General features: G+C 57.0%; 12 protein-coding genes and 1 pseudogene. 6 read left to right on the forward strand and 7 right to left on the reverse strand.

Annotation, left to right across the window (positions count from 1 at the left end):
* The first annotated feature begins 12 nt into the window (after positions 1–12).
* Both HRQ60_RS11625 and HRQ60_RS11630 read left to right on the forward strand, forming a co-directional pair.
* Positions 13–1,245 carry a Fic family protein gene (locus HRQ60_RS11625; RefSeq protein WP_172195986.1) on the forward strand — a complete coding sequence of 411 codons (1,233 nt, stop codon included), beginning with the start codon at positions 13–15 and terminating at the stop codon, positions 1,243–1,245.
* A 179-nt stretch (positions 1,246–1,424) separates the two neighbouring features.
* Positions 1,425–4,346 carry a glycoside hydrolase family 3 C-terminal domain-containing protein gene (locus tag HRQ60_RS11630; RefSeq protein WP_172195987.1) on the forward strand — a complete coding sequence of 974 codons (2,922 nt, stop codon included), beginning with the start codon at positions 1,425–1,427 and terminating at the stop codon, positions 4,344–4,346.
* Between the two features lie 402 nt (positions 4,347–4,748).
* Here HRQ60_RS11630 and HRQ60_RS11635 read toward each other — a convergent pair whose 3' ends face one another.
* Complete coding sequence (locus HRQ60_RS11635; RefSeq protein WP_172195988.1) at positions 4,749–5,201, reverse strand: hypothetical protein; 453 nt, start codon at positions 5,199–5,201, stop codon at positions 4,749–4,751.
* A 200-nt stretch (positions 5,202–5,401) separates the two neighbouring features.
* On the opposite strand from HRQ60_RS11635, the gene HRQ60_RS11640 reads away from it, so the two are divergent.
* The 3 genes from HRQ60_RS11640 to HRQ60_RS11650 are packed head-to-tail and all read left to right on the forward strand — an operon-like array spanning position 5,402 to position 7,011.
* On the forward strand, positions 5,402–5,911 hold the full coding sequence (locus HRQ60_RS11640) for a MepB family protein (RefSeq protein WP_172195989.1): 510 nt from the start codon (positions 5,402–5,404) through the stop codon (positions 5,909–5,911).
* Positions 5,912–5,949: 38 nt separating this feature from the next.
* A complete protein-coding gene (locus tag HRQ60_RS11645) occupies positions 5,950–6,513 on the forward strand; it encodes a GNAT family N-acetyltransferase (protein WP_172195990.1) in 564 nt (187 codons plus the stop codon).
* A 39-nt stretch (positions 6,514–6,552) separates the two neighbouring features.
* The gene (locus tag HRQ60_RS11650) at positions 6,553–7,011 is read left to right on the forward strand and encodes a VOC family protein (RefSeq protein WP_172196051.1); all 459 of its coding nucleotides are present in this window, start codon (positions 6,553–6,555) and stop codon (positions 7,009–7,011) included.
* A gap of 193 nt (positions 7,012–7,204) precedes the next feature.
* On the opposite strand, the gene HRQ60_RS11655 is transcribed toward HRQ60_RS11650, so the two are convergent.
* From HRQ60_RS11655 to HRQ60_RS11670, 4 genes are all read right to left on the reverse strand, one after another.
* Positions 7,205–7,897, reverse strand: a complete 693-nt coding sequence (locus tag HRQ60_RS11655) for an ABC transporter permease (RefSeq protein WP_172195991.1) — start codon at positions 7,895–7,897, stop codon at positions 7,205–7,207.
* A complete protein-coding gene (locus HRQ60_RS11660) occupies positions 7,869–8,813 on the reverse strand; it encodes an ABC transporter ATP-binding protein (protein WP_172195992.1) in 945 nt (314 codons plus the stop codon). The genes HRQ60_RS11655 and HRQ60_RS11660 overlap by 29 nt, the downstream gene beginning before the upstream one ends.
* Before the next feature lie 121 nt (positions 8,814–8,934).
* On the reverse strand, positions 8,935–9,909 hold the full coding sequence (locus HRQ60_RS11665; RefSeq protein ID WP_172195993.1) for a sensor histidine kinase: 975 nt from the start codon (positions 9,907–9,909) through the stop codon (positions 8,935–8,937).
* Entirely contained in the window at positions 9,906–10,616 is a 711-nt protein-coding gene (locus tag HRQ60_RS11670) for a winged helix-turn-helix domain-containing protein (RefSeq protein WP_172195994.1), read from the reverse strand. The genes HRQ60_RS11665 and HRQ60_RS11670 overlap by 4 nt, the downstream gene beginning before the upstream one ends.
* Positions 10,617–10,725: 109 nt before the next feature.
* Between HRQ60_RS11670 and HRQ60_RS11675 the strand changes: the two genes are divergently transcribed.
* Positions 10,726–12,333 (forward strand): protein adenylyltransferase SelO, encoded by a 1,608-nt coding sequence (locus tag HRQ60_RS11675; protein WP_172195995.1) that lies wholly within the window; start codon positions 10,726–10,728, stop codon positions 12,331–12,333.
* A gap of 94 nt (positions 12,334–12,427) precedes the next feature.
* On the opposite strand, the gene HRQ60_RS11680 is transcribed toward HRQ60_RS11675, so the two are convergent.
* Positions 12,428–14,440, reverse strand: coding sequence for a PTS fructose transporter subunit IIABC (locus HRQ60_RS11680; RefSeq protein ID WP_172195996.1), 2,013 nt, complete (start codon positions 14,438–14,440; stop codon positions 12,428–12,430).
* A gap of 184 nt (positions 14,441–14,624) precedes the next feature.
* A pseudogene (locus tag HRQ60_RS11685) lies at positions 14,625–16,563 on the reverse strand (BglG family transcription antiterminator).
* Between the last annotated feature and the right edge of the window lie 169 nt (positions 16,564–16,732).

The following is a 16,732-nucleotide window of genomic DNA, read 5'->3' on the forward strand; positions in this document are numbered from 1 at the left end:
AGGGGTGAGAATATGCCTTATGATAAACTTTTTAAGCTTCGCTATAAATTAGATGCAGATGCTTACAAAGCCGAATTTTACAAAAGACGTAACAGTTATGGCACATATTTGACTTCGTTAAGTATTCATGGTTTTCGCAAAGGCAACGTGATGAAGGAATTGTACGAGCTGTTCTATGTTAATACTCCCGAACTTATGAATCTGCATAGTGAAGTGTTACTAAATAGTTCAAAAATTTCTTCATCAATCAGTCAACTCCCTGCCTTTATCATCGAATTGTATTTTCAAAAACTCATTGTAAACGAAGCTCAGAGTAATAACGAAATCGAAGGCATACGTAGTACAAAGAAAGAGTTGCAAGAAGCTTTGGCGGAATCCGGAAAGAACAAGCATAACGAAAGACGTTTCGTAGGGATGATGAAGACTTATAAGTACATTGACAAGATTCCTCATTTTGAAGACATCAAACACTTTAGGGAATTATATGATAATTTTGTGTCTGATGAAGTAGAAATAGAAAACACACCTGACGGACAATTATTTAGAAAGGGATATGTAGAGATTAACGATGGTATGAGCACAACGCATGTTGGTGTAAGGTCAGAGGAGAAGATCATAGAGTCACTTGATGCCTTGGTTGATTATCTAAAGGATGAAACACATCCTCCTTTATACAAATATATGATTGCTCATTATTATTATGAATATATTCATCCGTTTTATGATGGGAACGGAAGAACAGGGAGATTGATTGTAGGAAGCTATCTTTCTAAATATTTAGAAAAATATTCTGCTATCACGTTCTCATACGCCATTAATAAAGATAAGAAAAAATACTATAAAGCTTTAGAAGAAATTGCAGTTCCCTCCAATCAAGGCGAAATTACTTTTTATTTGATTGATATGCTGAATTTATTGTCGGCAGGACAACAAAGTATTATTGAGGATTTGGACCTCAATTTAATTAAATACAAGAAGATAAGAAGTTATTTCAAGCATCCTGATTGGGCAAATCGCCTTGAAGAACGAGCTCTCCTAAACTTGTTTATCAGCGTAAGTGTTTTTATAGACGAAGATTATGTTTTTCCGTTACAACAGCTTTTGGAAGTATCTAATTTATCAAGATACAAAGCAACAAAGGCTTTAAACTATTTAATTGAAAAAGAATATATCGAAGTCATTGGAAAAAATCCGAAATCGTATAAAATATGTGAAGAATGCATTGAGCGAATCCTAACGATATAAAAACTATTTAGCAGAACAGTAAAACTAGCCGTCCAATCAAAGGACGGCTTTTGAACTTTTTGCGAAATCAATTTGATTCCCGAATCTCACATGAAAACGCATCCAATTATCCGGGTAGTTTGCGCAGGCGCATCTATTTTAAAATAGAGGGAAGAAAGCATATGCTAAGGAGGATCACCATGTCTGTCGAAACCAATTATCCGTTTCAGAATACATCGCTTCCGCTCGAGGAGCGCGTAAACGACCTCGTCTCCCGCTTTACCCTGGACGAGAAAGTCGACCTGATGATCCAATACCAAACGGCCGTCGAACGGCTTGGCGTCAAACCTTACAAACACGGTACGGAAGCCGCCCACGGCATGGCCTGGCTCGGCGAAGCGACCGGTTATCCGCAGCCGATCGGCCTGTCGAGCATTTGGGACGAAGAACTGCTCCGGGAAATCGGCAGCGCAATCGGCGACGAAGCCCGCGGCTTTTATAAAAAAAATCCCGAAATCAATGGCTTGACGCTGTGGGCGCCAACCGTCGATATGGAGCGCGATCCGCGCTGGGGACGGACCGAGGAAGCCTACGGCGAGGATCCGATTCTGGCCGGCAAGCTCTCGTCCGCTCTCGTCAAAGGCATCCAGGGCGATCATCCCAAGTATCTGAAAGCGGTTGCCACCTTGAAGCATTTTATCGGCAACAATAACGAAGTGGGCCGCGGCGATGCTTCGGTCAGTATCGATCCGCGCAATATGCGCGAATATTACCTCAAAGCGTTCGAGATTCCGTTCAAGGAAGGCGGCGCGCAGTCGATGATGACGTCGTACAACGCCGTGAACGGTGTGCCGGCCAACCTGAATCCGGATGTCAACGGCATCGTGAAGGAAGAATGGGGCATGGACGGCTTCGTCGTCAGCGACGCGTTCGACGTGTCCGGCACGGTGCGCGACCACGGCTATCTGGAATCGCATACGGAAGCGGTCGCCCGCTCCGTCAAGGAAGGCGGCATCGACAGCCTCACCGACGACGGCGAATTGATGAAAAGTTCGCTGCGCGAAGCGCTCAAAGATGGACAGATCGCGGAAGCCGACCTCGACGTCGCGCTGCGCAATACGTTCCGCGTGCGGTTCCGTCTGGGCGAATTCGATCCGGAAGAAGGTAACCCGTACGCGTCGATCGACGAATCCGTCATCATGAACAAGAAGCATGAAGAACTGGCCCGCACCGCGGCGCGCAAAGCAATCGTGCTGCTCAAAAACGACAACAAAACGCTGCCGCTGCAGGCGGATAAGCTCAGCAAAGTTGCCGTCATCGGACCGCTCGGCGGCACCGTCTACCGCGACTGGTACAGCGGCGAACTGCCGTACGCGATCACGCCGCTCGAAGGCATCCAGCAGAAGCTGGACGGCGCGGGGCAGGGCGGACAGACGCAGTTTGCCGGGGGAACGGACCGCATCAAGCTGAAGTCGAAAAAGAACGGCAAATACGTCAAGCTGCAGACTGCCGAAGAGTCGCCGCTTGCGGCCTCGGCCGAATCCGCGGACGACGCGTCCGTATTCGAGCTGACCGATTGGGGCTGGGAGAATGCAACGCTGATCGCCGAAGAGAACGGCCTGTACGTGACGACCGACGACCGGATCGTCAAAGCTTCGGCGAACCGCATCTGGGAATGGTTCACGAAGGAAGTATTCCTCGTGCGTCCCGAGAACGGCGCAGCATCCCAGGATGCGGCTTCGATCACCTTCTCGACGTGGAAAGATACGCCGGTCACGGTAGGCGGCAGCGGCGAACTGCTGTCGGGCGACGGCCGGGCGGAAGAAACGTCGAACGAGATCGACGCGGGCGGCACGTCCGCGCTCGACAATTCGGCGGCGGAAGCGCTGCAGGCGGATGCGTTCGACGTGGAGACCGTCACGGACAAGTTCGAAGCGGCCCGCATCGCAGCCCGCAATGCGGAAGTCGCCGTCGTCTTCGTCGGCAACCATCCGCTGATCAACGGCAAAGAGACGGTCGACCGTCCGGATATCACGCTGCCGGAGTCGCAGGAGCAGCTGATCAAGGAAGTCATGTCCGTCAACCCGAACACGATCGTCGTCGTGGTCGGCAGCTATCCGTACGCCCTGAACTGGGTGAACGACAACGTGCCGGCCGTGCTCTATTCGACGCATGCCGGCCAGGAAGTGGGCCGTGCGATCGCGGACGTGCTGTTCGGCGAAGAAAATCCGGCCGGCCGCCTGAGCATGACCTGGTACAAATCGGTCGACCAGCTGCCGGAGTTCATGGATTACGATATTATCCAGGGCAGCCGTACGTACCGCTACTTCGAAGGCGACGCGCTGTATCCGTTCGGCTACGGTCTCTCGTACACGACGTTCCGCTACGACGGCCTGACGCTCGGCAGCCCGAGCCTCGAAGGTTCCGCCGAAGCGGCGATTTCGCTGACGGTCACAGTAACCAATGCGGGCGAGCTGGACGGCGAAGAAGTCGTGCAGGTCTACGGCCGCGTGGATCAATCCCGCGTGAAGCGTCCGCTCAAGCAGCTGCTCGCTTTCCGCCGCATCAAGCTGGCCGCGGGCGAGACGGCCGAAGTGTCCTTCGACATCCCGCTGTCGGAACTGGCCGTATGGGACGTCACCCGCGATCGCTTCGTGATCGAGAACGGCGCCTACACGCTGTCGGCCGGCCCGTCTTCGGGCGAACTGCCGGTCAGCGCATCGCTTGAAGTGTCCGGCGAGACCATTCCGCCGCGCGATCTGACGCAGCTCACCCGCGCGGTCAATTACGACGCTTACGCGGGCGTCATTCTCGGCGAATGCCACGAAGGCGGCAGCGCGATCGAAGTGACCGGCAGCGAAGGCTGGATCTCGTTCAACGATGCCGAATTCGGCTCCGGCGCCGCTTCCGTGACGGTCCGCGCCGCAAGCGCGGAAGGCGGCACGCTCGACGTCCGTCTCGGCGGACCGGAAGGCCAGCTGGCCGGCACCGCTTCCGTCGAAGCGGGCGGCGTGCAGCAGTGGAACGACGTAACGATCAGCCTTGAGGACGTAAGCTGCCGTCAGGACGTCTACGTGATGCTGAACGGCAAGGTATCCGTCAGCAGTCTCCGTTTCGCCTAGAAAACAAACGAAAGGGTTCCCCATTGAGGGAACCCTCAACGTGTCGAGAAAGGTCTGCTTCCGAGTGAAGCGAGGAGGCGAAGGGAGAAATTCAGTGTAGGAGCTAAAGCATTTCGAAGAAATGCACTTCGGAAGCTTATGCTATAGTTCGCCTTTGAAATCGGGAAAATTCCATTGAAATTCGATCGTTTTTCCCGATTTCAACACGCGACCGAAACGAATTTCTCCCGCAGCCGACGAGCTTCTACAACGAATAGGACTTTCTCGACAGCCTGAGGGTTCCCCATTGAGGGGAACCCTTTTGCTGTGGCAGGTAGAATTCACATGCAAAAAAAGCGAAATCTCGGACAACGGATGTCCGAATCTTCGCTTTTGGGCATACAGGATACAGAAGGCAGAATGTTATCTCATATTCCCGATGATCGACGAACGGGAATCCTGCATTTTCTTCATGAAATTCGTCATCAAGTCAAAGGCTTCGTTGCGTTTGTTGCTCAGCGATTGCAGACGCAGCATGTCCATCTGCTGGGCATTGTTGAGCGCGTCGATCTGGGCTTGGAGATTGGCGATGTCTTGAGGAGTTGACGTCCCGTTATTTTGGGCATCGGCCAGCTGCGAATTCAGGATCGCGCTCTGCACGTTGCGTTCCCGGACGCTATTGAGCTGGTCTTTGAGCTGTTGGGCGCGCTGCTCCTGAACGGCCATCAGTGCCGATTCAAGATCCATCGATTGAAGGCTCTGATAATTGATCGGGGATACACTCGAGATCGAATCGGCCGAAGCCGGAGCTGCGACCGCTACCGCCGCCACAGCCGCAAAGGCCGAAGCTGCGATCGCTTTTTTGATATTTTTCATTCATTTTCCCCATCTCTGCAAGTAGTAGATACCGCAACTTGCTCGGCAGCTTCCGCAAGCTTAGCTCATGATATTGAAATAAACCATTTTAATTACTTGAATTTGAATAAAATAGTTGGCGAGGCGCAGGCGACCGAAAGACTTTTTATGTTTTATAATGGCAGTAGGTATGTGGAAGAAGCAGACAAGGAGGGCAGGCCGTGAAAAATTTCGATGAAGCGTTCGCTCACGTAGATAAATTGTGCTACGCCCCCAATCAATGGATCGTAGAATCCGTTCGGGAAGAAGCGCAAAATTCAGAGTATGGAGCGGGACGATTTCAGCTGAATGCCAAATCGGTCCGATTCAGAGTCGCCAAGATCACCCCCGCCAAGATCGGACAATTTGTTGCTTTTTGGGAAAAAGACGAAAACAATAAAAATCGGGCTTTTTCCTATGACGGAGCAGCGGATTTATGGGTGATCAATACGTTTGACGGAGACCATCGCTTTGGACAATTCGTGTTCCCGAAGGAAGTGCTTCTCCGGCAGCAGATCCTTCGAACGGCGTCCGCAAAAGGAAAAATGGCAATCCGGATCTATCCCGAGTGGGAGAATCCGACGAGCAGGCAGGCGGTCCAAACGCAGAAATGGCAGTTGGAATACTTTGTCGGGATGGATACTGCGGGGAATTTCTCCCGATCCAAACTGTTGGAGCTGTATGCCAACTGATTCCCGTTTACACGGCGCCCCGCAGAAAAGAGGAGAACATGGAATCCGAAAAAAAACCGTTCGGCGTCGAGATCGTCCGATTCGAAGCCGAACATATTCCCTATATCAACGATATGAACGAAGTATTTCCGATCTTCGGCCGCCTTGTGCCGAGTTTCCAAGGCGGCGTCTGGACGCATACGGAAGAGCGGTTCAAGCGCAAATCGTTCCTCCGTTTTCCCGACGACCGGCTGGATTGGGAGAGCTATATCGGCAGCGACCGCAAAGCCGTATTCCTCGCCTTCCATGGAGAGAGGTGTATCGGCCAGATCCGTTTGGTGCAGGATTGGACGGGTTACGCCTATATCGAGAACATCGCCGTGCGCGGTTCGCACCGCGGAAGCGGCACGGCTGCCCGGCTGCTGGACGAAGCGGAGCGGTGGGCGCGCGAGCAGGAGCTGCACGGGCTGTCGCTCGAAGCGCAGGACGATAACCTGGCCGCCTGCCGCTTTTACCTGAAGCACGGCATGATCCTCGGCGGCGCCGATACGCTCAAGCAGGCGTTCAACCCGGAGATCGGCACGACGCTGTATTTTTACAAAATATTCGAAGCTTCGGAATAGGCGGAGACGGCCGCAGCGAAGAGAAAGCAGGTGAACCCTATGATCCGGGGACTGTTCGAAACCCATATCAATGTCAGCGACTACAAGATTTCGGCCGAGTTTTATGAACGCGTGCTGGACTTGATTCCGCTGCACGAAGATCCGGCGCGCAGATCGAAGTTTTATTGGGTCGGTCGGCCCGGCGAAGCCATGTTCGGTATTCGGGAGCATTATCCGTCGCCGCTTGTGCAGCGTCAGCATTTCGCGTTCCGCGTCGCCCTGGAGGATCTGGAGAAGGCGCGAACCCGGTTGGAAGACCGCGGAGTGGAGACGACGAACTTTTTCGGCGAAAAGGATGCACCGCTCAGCGTGTTTCCGTTCATGCCGGCGGTATCCCTCTACTTCGACGATCCCGACGGCCATTCGGTCGAGCTGCTTGCGATGCTCGGCGATGCGCCGAGACCCGAGCTTGCGATCCTCCCCTGGCCGGAATGGGAGCGGATATGCGGGAGGGGATGAACCCCGACAATCTAAAAAGGATCGCGCAAAGCGCGCAGCGAGAAGGCGGATTCGCGTACCGAAGCGGCCGTGTAGTTAGGCTGAAGGATAGGGACAAGTCAAACAGCGGACCCGCTTCCGGCATGGTGCCGAAGCGGGTCCGCTTTATTTTGAAACCGTATGCGACGTTATGACAGGGAAAGAGGCAGAGCCATTATGCGACATCCTGCCGATCGATATTCCGGAAGCTGAGGTAGGTGCCGAAGATGCCGACAGCGGTCAGAGACAGCGGAATGGCTACGATCGAACTGAGCGTAAAGCCGAAGTTGTTCGAGCAGACGATCGACACGATAAAGATCGAGGCAACGATCGTGGCCGCGATCGAGCGCCGGGGCAGTCCGACCAGCAGCGGAAGAAGACTCATGCCTGCCGCGCCGACAGCCTGAAGGACGACGTAGCCGCCGTACTGCAGCAACTGGGTAGTGGAGATAGAGCCGCTCAGCTGCCCGACATAATGGTCGAGGGCGAGCATCATGGAACCCAACAGCACATTGGCCAATACGACATTGACGAAGCACCAGACGAATACGATAGACAATTTGGCGAAGATCAACTGTTTGCGGCTTACCGGGTAAGCGAAGAGGAGCGTCATCGTCTTGTCTTTGAACTCGCCGATAATCAGTTTGGACAATAGAGCCGACGCATAGATGATAAAGGTGGCGCTCGCAATCGTATTCACCGCTTTCAGCATATCCATCCGGTCTTTGAATACGGGAGCGGCCCCTTCTTCTTTTACAAAATACATCAGCAGCAGCAGCCCGGCCATGGCCGCCAAAGCAATCAGGGCCCCGTAGACGTAGCCGCCGAGGCGGCCTTTCTTAAGCTCCAGTTTGACGAGATGCAGCATGGGCAGTTCCTCCTTTGACCATATCGAAGAAATATTCTTCCAGCGAGTGATGACGGCGGTTGATCGACTCGATCGGCACGTCGTTCAGGATAAGCGTCTTCGACAGCATCTCCCGGGACACATTCGTATCGTAGACGCGCAGGATGTGGTCGCCCGTCTGCTTGAAGCTTGAGATGCCGAGCTTCTCGGTCAGGACATAGGCGGCCAGCGCCGCGTTCGGCGTCTCGATCTCGACATAGTCCGTCGTCGAAGCGCGCAGGCTGTCCAGCGGGACTTCGCGGATCAGCCGGCCCTTATCGATGACGCCGATCGTGTCGGCGATCTGTTCGATCTCGCTCAGCAGATGGCTGGAGATCAGGATCGAGATGCCCCATTCGTCGCGAAGCCGGCGGAACAGACTGCGCATCAGCTGGATGCCTTCCGGGTCCAGCCCGTTGATCGGTTCGTCCAGCAGCAGAAGCTCCGGGCGGGTGGAGATCGCGCGGGCAATGCCCAGGCGCTGCTTCATGCCAAGCGAGAACTGCTTGACCGGCTTGTTCTCCACACCGAGCAGTCCGACCATGCGCAGGGTCTCGTTGATCGCCGGTTTGTTGTGGTAGCCCATATACTCCGCGTGCAGTTCCAGATTCTGCTGGGCAGTCAGCCGTTCGTAGAACACCGGCGTCTCGATCAGATGGCCGATCCGCTTGAGGTGTTCGTTCGAGCCCGGCAGCAGCTTCTCTCCGAACAGTTCGATTTCTCCGGAAGTAGGGCGCACCAGTCCGAGCAGCATTTTCATCACGGTGGATTTGCCTGCGCCGTTGGGTCCGAGGAATCCGTAAATTTCGCCCCGTTTGACTGTCATTTCGACGTTTGTGACGACATCTGCCGATTTGTAGCTTTTGCCGAGCATTTGGGTGCGTATCGTATTCGTCATGGCTTTGTTCGCTCCTTGTCGTTTGTTTTTCTTTATGTTTTTATCTTAGCGGCCCGGGCTGTCTTTTCCCTGTCGCGTTTCTTACTTATTTCTTACGTTCGTAAGGACGCGAAACAGCCGCTCAGCGGGAATAGCCGGGCGGCGTGTACGGAGAAGCGGGAAACGTCAGCGAGAAGCAGGTTCGAATGCCCGGCTCGCTCTCAAGCGACACCGTTCCGCCGAGGCGTTCGGTCAGCCGTTTGACGATGGCCAGTCCGAGCCCGCTGCCCTGGAATCCCCGGTTGCGGGAATCGTCAAGCGTATACATGCGCTCGAATACGCGCAGCTGCTCGGAAGCGGGAATCCCCCGTCCGCGGTCGATCACCTCGATCCGGACGCTCTGCGGGGAAGCGTTCAGATTCAGCTCCAGCCAGCCGCCGTCCGCTCCGTACCGGATCGCATTGGAGAGCAGGTTATCCAGGATCCGCTCCAGCGCTTCGGCGTTGGCATAGATCCAGACCGGCTCTTCGGGCAGATGCAGGCCGATCTCGATGCCGCGGTCGCGGAGCAGGTCGAAGTAACCGAGGATGCGCCGGCGGCACAGCTCGGCGGCATCCACCGGAGCCAGCGGCAGATCGTAATCGTTGGCCTCCAGTTTGGACAGATCGAAAAAGGCGTTAATCCGTTCATGCACTTCGACCGTCTTGCGGTACACCTGACCGAGCATGCCGCGGCGTTCTTCTTCGCTCAGGCCGGGGCTGCGGTCCAGCATTTCGGCGTAGCCCATGACAACGGTCAGCGGCGTCTTGAGATCGTGGGACACGTTGGCCAGCATCCGGCGCATGGCCTGTTCGGCCGACGCATGATCGGAAGCGGACTGCGCCGCCCGGTCGATCAGCAGATTGATACGGCCTAACAGATCTCGCAGTTCCGGTTCGCCGGTTACGACAAGCAGCCGCTCGGGTCCCAATGTGCTGTCCGGATTGGCAAGTTCGGCCAGTTTGCGGTTGATATAGAGCAGGTCGCTGCGAAGTTTGCGGCTGCGCAGGCGTTCCCCGATATAAAAGATCAGCAGTACGGCGGCGGGCAGCAGCAGGATCCACCCCAGTTCTCTCATTGGAGCTCCCCCAGCCGGTAGCCGATGCCCCACAGCGTCACGATATAGCGGGGGTTCGAAGGATCGTCTTCGATCTTCTCCCGCAGACGGCGCATATGGACGTTGATCGCATTGTCGTCTTTGTAATATTCCTCGTTCCAGACGAGTCCGTACAGCATCGCTTTGGTATAGACCCGGGAAGGATGCTGCATCATCAGCTTCAGAATCTGAAATTCCTTGGCGGTCAGCCGGATCTCTTCGCCGCGTTTGCGTACGCTGAAATTGTCCGGATCGACCGTCAAATCTCCTGCAGCCAGCAGGGCAGGCGGTTCCGGCGTCTGCGGAGCCTCGGGTGTCGAATACTGCGTAGCCCGGCGGATCGAAGCTTCGATCCGGGCGGACAATTCCAGCAGCGAAAAAGGCTTCGCGATATAGTCGTCGGCACCGAACCGAAGGCCGAGCGCTTTCTCGACTTCATTGTCCTTGGCCGATACGATCAGGATCGGAACCCGGCTGATGCTTCGAATCTGCTGCAGCACATCCATGCCGCTTCTGCCGGGCAGCATGAGATCGAGCAGCACCAGATCGTAACGGTCGGACGTGAACTGGGCCAGCGCCCGATCTCCGTTGTCCACGACGACCGAACGGTACCCTTCCTTGGCCATGTAGTCCGAGACCATGCCGCTGATTCCGGCATCGTCTTCGATAATAAGCAGGTTTCCTTCCACGGTATTCTCCTCCTCCGTACAGGTGCGCCCACACTTTCCAAACTGGAAATGGGCGTTATACTCCTATACTGTAAGGGAGTAGAGTATTTTCAACAAGGAGGCCTTTTCCATGACCGATATTTCCGCTACCCCGACCGCCGGATGGAATTTCGATAACAGCTATACCGGACTGCCCGAAACTTTCTACAGTTCGCTTCCTCCGGTACCGGTTCGTGAACCGCAGACCGTGATCGTGAACGACCAATTGGCCGCCGAACTCGGATTGAATCCCGATTGGCTGCACACCGAAGAAGCCGCTGCCGTATTTGCGGGCAACCAACTGCCCGAAGGGGCGGAGCCGATTGCGCAGGCTTATGCCGGGCACCAGTTCGGCGGCTTCAACCGGCTGGGCGACGGCCGGGCGGTTCTGCTCGGCGAGCAGCTGACGCCAGGCGGACACCGGATCGATATTCAGCTCAAAGGTTCCGGCCGCACGCCGTTCTCTCGCGGGGGCGACGGCCGGGCCGCGCTTGGCCCGATGCTGCGCGAATATATCATCAGCGAAGCGATGTACGCACTCGGAATCCCGACGACCCGCAGCCTCGCCGTCACCGCGACCGGCGAGCCGATCCGGCGCGAAACGGAGCTGCCAGGTGCGGTATTGACCCGCACGGCGGCCAGCCATCTGCGCGTCGGCACGTTCCAGTACGCGGCGCAGTGGGGCGGGCCCGACGCGGTCCGGACACTTGCGGACTACGCGATCAAGCGCCATTATCCGGAGATCGGCACGGATGAAGCCGGCGCGGACGGCGGGCGTTACGCGAGCTTCCTGCTGAGCGTTGTAGAACGCCAGGCTGCGCTGATCGCGCAGTGGATGCAGGTCGGCTTTATTCACGGGGTGATGAACACCGACAATATGACGATCAGCGGAGAAAGTATCGACTACGGCCCATGCGCGTTCCTGGACGCTTACGACCCTTCGACCGTATTCAGCTCGATCGATACGGGCGGGCGTTATGCGTTCGGCAACCAGCCGCCGATTGCGCTCTGGAATCTGACGCGTCTGGCCGAGACGCTCATTCCGCTGCTGGACGAGAATTCGGAGCGTGCCGTCGAGATTGCCCAGGATATTCTGGGGCGCTTCGAACGCCTGTATCTGGATGCCTGGTTTGACGGCATGCGGGCCAAGCTCGGTCTGTCGGGACGCGAGGAAGAAGACGAGAAGCTGATCGCCGATCTGCTGGATCTGATGAAGGCGTTCCGGGCGGATTATACGAATACGTTCGTCGGTCTGACGTTCGATGTACCGGCCGGTGCATCGGAAGCGGCCAACGCGCCGCAGAACGAGGACGACGCGGGCAACGCCGAGCTGGCATTCGCCGGAGCCGAGGAAACGTCCGGCGCTGCGCGTCCGGCGTCGTTCCCGGGCGCGGACGCGCTGCTTGCAAGCGGCGAGTACCGCGTCTGGCGCGAGCGCTGGCAGCAGCGGCTGGAACGCCAGACGCAGTCGCGCGAAGAATCCGCCGAGAAGATGCGCCGCCACAATCCGGCGGTAATCCCGCGCAACCAACGCGTGGAAGAAGCGCTCGCCGCCGCTTCGAACGAAGGCGATTACGGTCCCCTGCATCGTCTGCTGGCCGCATTGGCCGACCCGTATGCGCACTCCGCCGAACAGGCGCAGTACGCGCAGCTTCCTCCGGATGCGGGCGAAGGCTACCGCACGTTCTGCGGAACCTGATCGTTCGGGCAGCCGGAGATTGCCTGCCTTCCTAATACGCAAAAGCTAATACGCAAAAAGTGCCGCTTCGGAAATCATCCGAAGCGGCACTTTTTTATCTGACTTCCGAGAGGAGCGCGAACGCTTCCTCTTTGCTCCGAACCGACAGCAGGCCCGCGCGGTATTCGTCGTCCATCAGCTTGCGCGACAGCATCTGCAGAATCTTCAGATGGGCGCTGCCCCGTCCGTTCTCCGGGACGGCGATCATGAAGATCAGCTTGGCGCCGCTTCCGTCCGCGCTGTTCCAGTCGACGCCTTCCTGCTTGATACCAAGCACGACTCTCGGCTGAAGCACGGCGTCGGACTTGCCGTGGGGAATCGCGACGTTCATTCCGATTCCGGTCGAACTTTCCTGTTCCCGAGCCAGAATGGCCTCCTTGAACGCCGAAGCCGAACGCAGCGCGCCGCTTCGCTCCAGGGCGCCGATCATTTCGTCGATCACTTCGCCCTGCGTGTTTCCGTCCAGATCAAGTTCGATCAGCTCCGGCGTCATGATATCGGTCAGCGAATCGATCCGCGGCTGCGCTTCGCCGGAACCGGATTCCCGATTCGGCTGCACCGCACTCCCGCTGCCTGTACTGCCTGACGAGGAAGCCCGATAAGCACCCGAACCGCCTCCCGCAGCCGCCGGAACGGCTGCGGACACTCCGGCGGCCGCGATATCCGCCGGACCCCCGTCAACGTCTTTCTTGAGCAGTCCCACGAGGAAAGCGGTGACGAACGAGCCGACAATCACGGCGACGAAGAACATGAAGACATGGTCGATCGCTCCGAGTACGGCGACGATCGGTCCGCCGTGGGCTACCCGGTCTCCGACTCCGCCCAGCATGGCGATCACGGATGCGGACATGGAACCGATCATGATGCTCGGGATAACGCGCAGCGGATCCTGCGCGGCGAAAGGAATCGCGCCTTCGGTAATGCCGAACAGTCCCATCGTAAACGCGGCTTTGCCGGCTTCCTGCTCCGCTTGGCGGAATTTGCGTTTACGGATAAAGGTAGCAATGCCCATCCCGATGGGCGGGACGCAGATCGCGGCCGCAATCGGACCCATGATCTCGTAATTGCCTTCGGCGATCATGGCGGAACCGAACAGGAAAGCGACTTTGTTGACCGGGCCGCCCATATCGAAGGAGATCATCGCGCCCAGGATCAGCGCCAGCAGAATCGAACTTGTTCCCTGCATGCCGGCGAGCCAGCCGGTCAGCCATTCGAAGAATCCCGCAATCGGAGCGCCGATCAGGAAGACGAAGATCAGGCCGACGATCAGCGAAGCGAACACCGGAATGATGATGATCGGCATAATCGGCAGCAAGGACTTGGGCACTTTCAGCCGCTTGATCAGCAGCGCGGCGTAACCGGCGATAAAGCCCGCCGCAATGCCGCCGAGAAACCCGGCACCGGCTTCGCTGCCGTAGAAACTTCCGTTGGCTGCGATAAAGCCGCCGACGATACCGGGGGCAAGTCCGGGGCGGTCCGCAATGCTGACCGCGATAAACCCGGCCAGGACCGGCACCATAAACGTAAACGCCGCGCTGCCGATGCCTTCGATCGTTTTCCAGAAGGAACCTTCCGGAATGACGAGCCCGCCCGGCGTCTTCTCTCCGCCGAGAGTCAGAGCGATCGCGATCAGCAGGCCGCCGATCACGATAAACGGAATCATGTAGGAGACGCCGTTCATCAGATGCCGGTAGATCGGATTCTGCTTATTCTGCCGTTCGCTTTTGATCGAATCGGCGGAGCGCAGTCCGGAGTCGTAGACCGGAACCTTGCCGTCGACAAACTGCCGAATCAGCTCTTCCGGTTTGCGGATTCCGTCCTGCACGCCGACAACCAGCAGTTTCTTGCCGGCAAACCGGCTTTTGTCCACCGCTTTGTCGGCCGCAATCAGAATGCCGTCCGCCTCGCGGATTTCCTGTTCGGTGAATTCGTTTTCGACGCCGATCGATCCCTGCGTTTCGACTTTGCAGGCAATGCCCATCCGGTCGGCCGCTTTTTGCAAATTCTCGGCAGCCATGTAGGTATGGGCAATCCCGTTGGGACATGAAGTGATCGCGAGCAGTTTCATGGGTATCCTCCTTTGATGGGTGAATAAGAATGTAGGGTGTGGTACCGCTTACAAACAGCTTAATCCAAAAAGGGAGGGGAAAAAGTTTCGATTTTTACCGCACTTCCGGCAAAAGTGGTTTTAATCCGCGGTCTTCTGCCGTACGGCCTACCGTTTTATGTACCGTTCTTGTTCGAATCCCGGTTCAGATCCGGTTCAGCAGGGACAGAAATTTCATCGCTTCCGTCTCGCAGGCCATCGACTGGATCAGGGAAGGCTGTTCGCTCAGCGCCGACAGTTCCCGGAACAGCTCGCGCGTCTCTTCCGGTTCTTCGTCGCGGACAGCCAGCATAAAGGCCAGCGAAACTTTCTCCGTTCCCCAATCGATCGGCTCGCGGAAGGCTGCGATCGCAATGGCGGACTGCCGGATCAGCTTCGGACTGCCGTGGGGAATCGCGATTCCCGAGCCGATCGCGGTGCTGGTCATCCGCTCCCGGGAGACCGCGCTGTGGACATAATCCGGGTCGACGAACCCTTTGTCGGACAATACGGAGGCCAGGCGTTCGATCGCTTCGTAAGGGTGCCGGACGTCCTGCTGCAAAAAAACGAGGAAAGGCGTCGTATATTTCAACAGAGCCGAGCCGGCCCGGTTCCGGATCGGTTCGTCCATGCGGCGTACGAATCCGGCAAGCTTTTTCTCGTCTGCCGGTTCGAGCAGCGGGGAGACGGTAATCAGCGGGATGCCCAACTGCGGAAGGTCGACGGTAGAGATCACGAAATCGATAGTTTCACCGGCAAGGAACCCTTCGACGTCGGACTTGGGCAGGCAGGCGGCGACTTCCAGCGAAGGGAACTTGCTCTCGATCCGGGTCAGCAGCAGCCGGGACATGCCGATCCCCATATGGCAGACGACGACCGTTCGTTTGGGCCGGCTGCGCGCGTGCTGCAGACGCTCCAGCGAAGCCTGGAAATGCAGCGTCAGATAGGCGGCTTCTTCTTCGGGGAAGCGGAGTCCGAGGGTTTCTTCCGCTTCCTCGAGCGCGGAGATGATGAGGTGGAACATGTACGGATACATCTTCTTGATCTCTTCGGTCATCGGATTCGATACGGGCAGGCCGTAGCCGAGCCGGTTGAGTGTCGTGTACAGATGGACGCTTAGTCCGCCCAGCAGTTCTTCGTCTTCCCGCGCTTCGATCCGCCCCGACGTGCAGACGCGTTCGACGAGCCGCGCCACAAGTCCCGACAGTATAGGATTCTTCTTCGCCAGTTCGCGCCGCGTTTCGTTCTGATGGACATCGCGCATGCGGGCACCGAGGAGATGAAGCGTCAGATAAGCCGTCTCCGGCTCGGGAAAATGCAGGGCGAGTACGGAACCGATCCGCTGCAGCAGATCGACCGTCCACGCGTATTCGCTTGTGCCGCGCAGCGCTTCGATCTCCTGCGGCGACAGCGAGATCGGCTGCTTCAGCATCGTGCGCTTGACGACGAACAGCACATGCAGCAGCAGACTTTCCAGCGTCTCGTCCGCGAAGTGCACGTCGAAGCGCTTCTGCAGCTCCCGCAGTTCCCGCTGCACCGTCTCGATCTCCTGCGGAGCGAATTGGCCGCGGAGCCATCAGCTCGGGGCTGCCGGCCAGCTGGCTGAGTCTGGACAAGGCGCTGCGCCGGTCTTTCTCGCTGCCCTGCAGGACCAGGCCGACTTTCTGGCGGGACTCGAGCTTCAGCCCGAACTTGTCGAGCCAGTCGGAGATCCGGTCCAGATCGCGGCGGATCAGCGACTTGGGCACATAGTACCGCGAAGCAAAGTCGGAAACGGCGGCCGGCTTGGGATTCATCAGCAGCCGGTAAGCGATCTGGAGCATTCTCTCGTCGTCGGCCGTTCCGGACGCCGATTCGGCGGCGGAAGATAGGCGTCCGAACAATTCGGCCCGGTCTTCTTCGGACGCCTCGAGCATGATGCCAAGCCCCGGGCGGCGGACCAGATGCGAACCGGGATAATCGTTCAGCAGCTCTTCGATCGCTTTGAGTTCGCCGCACAGCGTTTTCTCCGAGCAGCCGACATGGTCGGCCAATTCCTGCACGGGCCGCAGACGCCCCGTTTCATGAAGCAATAGCAGCAAAGTCTCCCGCTGCCTGGTATTCATAGATCCCACTCCTGTCGTTGAACGAGAATCTTTTTACATCCCACAGTATGCGGCAAGAGGTCCGGCTTGGTAAGAGGGTAGTTTTGGAAAAGGAAAATAAAAAACAGAAAAGGGTTTCGAAAAATCCGGACAGGAAGCGTATAATGGTCTCAAACCAAATCAAGGGGTG

The organism is Saccharibacillus qingshengii, from assembly GCF_013185195.1.
GTDB classification, from domain to species: domain Bacteria; phylum Bacillota; class Bacilli; order Paenibacillales; family Paenibacillaceae; genus Saccharibacillus; species Saccharibacillus qingshengii.